Raw genomic sequence first — 3,359 nt, forward strand, 5'->3', positions numbered from 1 at the left:
GGTGACGTACACAGGATCGAAACGTACCAGTGTCGTCCACAGGCGAATATCGGCTTCAGTCAGTTGGTCACCGGTTAAATAGCGGTGCTGGCCAAGGATTTGCTCGACGCGCGCCAGTGATTCAAACACTTTGCTGACCGCTTCATCATAAGCTTCCTGAGAAGTGGCAAAACCTGCTTTATACACGCCGTTATTAATGGTGTCGTAAATCCAGCTATTCAGTTCATCAATCTGGCTGCGTAACTGTGGCGGATAATAATCTCCGGCACGAGCCCCTTTGGCATCAAACGCGGTATTCAGCATGCGAATGATTTCAGCGGATTCGTTACTGACAATCGTCTGGGTTTTCTTATCCCATAAAACCGGAACGGTAACGCGGCCGGTGTAGTTTGGGTCAGCTTGCAGATAGAGTTGATAGAGATATTCGTGCTGGTATAGGCCATCACCGGTCGCATTCGGGAAGTCGTCATCGAACGTCCAGCCATCTTGCAACATCAGTGGGTTTACCACCGAAACCGAGATAAAAGATTCGAGGCCTTTCAAAGCTCGCATGATGAGGGTGCGATGCGCCCACGGACAAGCGAGGGAAACATAGAGATGGTAACGGTCTTTTTCAGCGGCAAAGCCACCTTTACCGTTCGCACCGGGTTCGCCATCAGCCGTCAGCCAATTGCGAAACACTGACTCTGAACGTTTGAAACTGCCACCGGTAGATTTGGTGTCATACCAGACATCGTGCCAGACGCCATCAATTAACTGTCCCATGCTGTTCTCCAGGTGAGCTTTAAAAACAAAAAAGCGAAGGGATTAACCTTCGCTCTTATTGATAATCAGTATAGAACCTTACCAGTTTTTCTTCAGCAGGCGGTCGATGCTGTATGCGCCTGGCCCGAAGATAGCCAGTAACAGATAACCACCGGCAATGGTGAAGTTCTTCATAAACATGATGGAGTTCGGGCCCTGGCTGAAATCAGCGTGGAACAGGAATGCCGTCAGAAGCGTAAATACCGCAGTGATAATCGCCGTGGTACGTGTGAAGAAGCCGAACAGGATGGCCAGACCGCCGCCAAACTCAAGCAGAATGGTCAAAGGCAGCAAGAACCCTGGGACGCCCATCGCTTCCATATATTGTTGAGTACCGGCATAACCGTTAATTTTGCCCCAACCTGCAACGATGAACAGAATTGGCATCAAGATACGAGCTAACAGTACACCAGCATCATCTAATTTTTTCATTTTACTCTCCAGAGAAATTCTATTGGGTGCTATCAGCCCAGGATTTTTTGTCTTTGCAATTTCCGGTGGTTACCGTTAACTGCGGTTGATGTGGAGGATAATAGACGGGGCATTAATGGATTGTTAGCAAGGAATACTGTCGATGTTTTTCAAATTACTTGAGTAAGCCTGCTAATAAAAACGCCGCTTATTTTAAGCGGCGTTAGGGATTACTGCGATTGCTGTTGCACCGTATTGCGAATCAGGCGCCAGGCGCTCCAGGCACCGAAACCGCGTCTGGCCCAGCGCATCAGGAAGCTCGGGTGGCGCACAGTCCAGATAGCCATCACGCTGCTGGCGATTAACGCATAACTGCGCAAGCTCAGTAAGGTGTTCCAGCCGCGATCATAGGCGCCTGTCGCTTCCAGCCAATCGCGCCTGCTGGCACTTAAATCCAGCCGTTGTTGTTGAATCTGGCTGAGTAAAAAGGCCTTGCGCTTATCAAGCTCACGGTTGCTCATGGTTAGTCATCTTCCAGCAAAGCACGGTCGTTTTCGAGTTCACGACGAGTATGGCGCAGCAGTGTGGACTGGCGAGATTTACGCAGCGTCCAGATAGCTCCGATCACCGCAAGCCCCAGCAGGACTGCGGTCGTCGCAATCATGGCATTCAGACGATACTGCGGTTCGACGGCCCAGAAAATCAGCACCACCAGGCTCATTAATCCGAATGCTGCAAATAGCATGGTTAACCCAAGCATTAACAGCAACTGAACCAGATGGGCTTTCTCTTCTTCCAGTTCAACCACGGCAAGACGCAGGCGCGTTTCCACCATCCCAACGATGATGGTGACGATGCGCTGACCAATGCCGAGGACGCCTTTGCCCGGCCCTTGAGTGTGATGGGATTCAGGCATAATTAACGGCGAGTCAGCAGGACACCGAGCACGACGCCAATCGCCGCCCCAATACCCACGCCGGTCCATGGATTTTCACGAACATAATCGTCAGCTTTTGCCGCCGCTTCTCGCGTTTGTTTGGCAATCACGTCGCCGGTATCACCCAGACGGACACGGCTTTCTTTCAGCGCTTTTTCGGCTTTGCCACGCAGTCTTTCAAGTTCGGATTTTGACTTGTCCGTCGATGCACTCAGCACTTCTTCAAGGGTATCAGCCAGGGATTTCAGCTCTGCGCGCAAGTGTTCTGATGTAGTATCTTTTGACATAGTTCTCTCCAGATTTTCTAAGAATGACGGGTTTATTAAAGAGTCTTAGTAATCACGGGCCTGCAGGACTTTCAGTTCATGTTCTGCTTCAGACAGCTTCTGCTCCCGCTTGGTAATTTTTTCCGCATCGCCTTTTTCGCGAGCTTCTTTGAGGTCAGCTTTTCGTTCGGTAATTTCGGCTTTTTGCTCGTTGATTTTCTTCTGATGGGCCGCGCGTAAACTGCTGTCAGTACAATTGGCGCGGACTTCTTTCAACGCTTTATTAAGCCCATCGACACGACTTTTGTTCTGATGTTTTTCCGCATAGCCAATTTCACGTTGAATATCCTGCTCTTTCTCACTGCACAGCGAGTTGGCATGTGCCGCAGAAGTTAAAGATAACAAGGCAATAGCCAATACGGTACGAGTGTTCATGTTAAACCTTCCATTGTGATGTACGTTTAGCCGTAAGGTTAAACACACAAAGAATCCAGAAATTATTCGAAAATGATGATTTGTAGCGATTTAAGTAAACAAGCATAGTCAGAAACTGAGTATAAACCCAATCCGTGGTAACAATTTAGGATTTTGGAAAGGGTTAGCCGATGCGGATATTTTCGTTGAGCATGCGTGTCAGCCAACTGCTGGCGCTGTCTTCTTCTTCTTGTTGAGCGATGACATAACCATGCGGCAGTGTCCTGTACAACACGACTTTTGCGGCTTCGCTTTGCGCACTTGAATCAAATTTGATCAACAAGGAGTTGTTTTCAGGGGTAATGCTTTTGAAACGGATACCGTTAGCATCAAGATGATGCCAGACAAAAAAGCCGTCAGGCATGCTGATACCTTGTTGATTAGAGCGAATTTCCAGCGTTGATTCGGTGCGCTGCATTCCAGACCATATCAATATGGACGCTGCCGCAACAACACCGATCAATATC

At 48.9% G+C, this 3,359-nt stretch carries 7 protein-coding genes; all 7 read right to left on the reverse strand.

The window, feature by feature from the left end; all coding sequences use genetic code 11:
* On the reverse strand, positions 1–765 hold a 765-nt coding region (locus MES37_RS23810), incomplete at its 3' end, for a glutathione S-transferase family protein (RefSeq protein ID WP_237932775.1).
* 78 nt (positions 766–843) lie between these two features.
* Positions 844–1,236 carry a DoxX family protein gene (locus tag MES37_RS23815; protein WP_064540420.1) on the reverse strand — a complete coding sequence of 131 codons (393 nt, stop codon included), beginning with the start codon at positions 1,234–1,236 and terminating at the stop codon, positions 844–846.
* Between the two features lie 209 nt (positions 1,237–1,445).
* Positions 1,446–1,736: a YqjK-like family protein gene (locus tag MES37_RS23820; RefSeq protein WP_064540417.1), complete on the reverse strand. Its 291-nt coding sequence runs from the start codon at positions 1,734–1,736 to the stop codon at positions 1,446–1,448.
* Between the two features lie 2 nt (positions 1,737–1,738).
* A complete protein-coding gene (locus MES37_RS23825; RefSeq protein WP_237932776.1) occupies positions 1,739–2,131 on the reverse strand; it encodes a phage holin family protein in 393 nt (130 codons plus the stop codon).
* A gap of 2 nt (positions 2,132–2,133) precedes the next feature.
* Complete coding sequence (locus MES37_RS23830) at positions 2,134–2,439, reverse strand: DUF883 family protein (RefSeq protein ID WP_064540411.1); 306 nt, start codon at positions 2,437–2,439, stop codon at positions 2,134–2,136.
* A 45-nt stretch (positions 2,440–2,484) separates the two neighbouring features.
* The gene (locus MES37_RS23835; RefSeq protein WP_064540408.1) at positions 2,485–2,853 is read right to left on the reverse strand and encodes a DUF1090 domain-containing protein; all 369 of its coding nucleotides are present in this window, start codon (positions 2,851–2,853) and stop codon (positions 2,485–2,487) included.
* A gap of 163 nt (positions 2,854–3,016) precedes the next feature.
* A complete protein-coding gene (mzrA, locus tag MES37_RS23840) occupies positions 3,017–3,358 on the reverse strand; it encodes an EnvZ/OmpR regulon moderator MzrA (RefSeq protein WP_237932777.1) in 342 nt (113 codons plus the stop codon).
* Position 3,359 lies beyond the last annotated feature (1 nt).

This window comes from Buttiauxella sp. S19-1 (genome assembly GCF_022134725.1).
Classification (GTDB): domain Bacteria; phylum Pseudomonadota; class Gammaproteobacteria; order Enterobacterales; family Enterobacteriaceae; genus Buttiauxella; species Buttiauxella ferragutiae.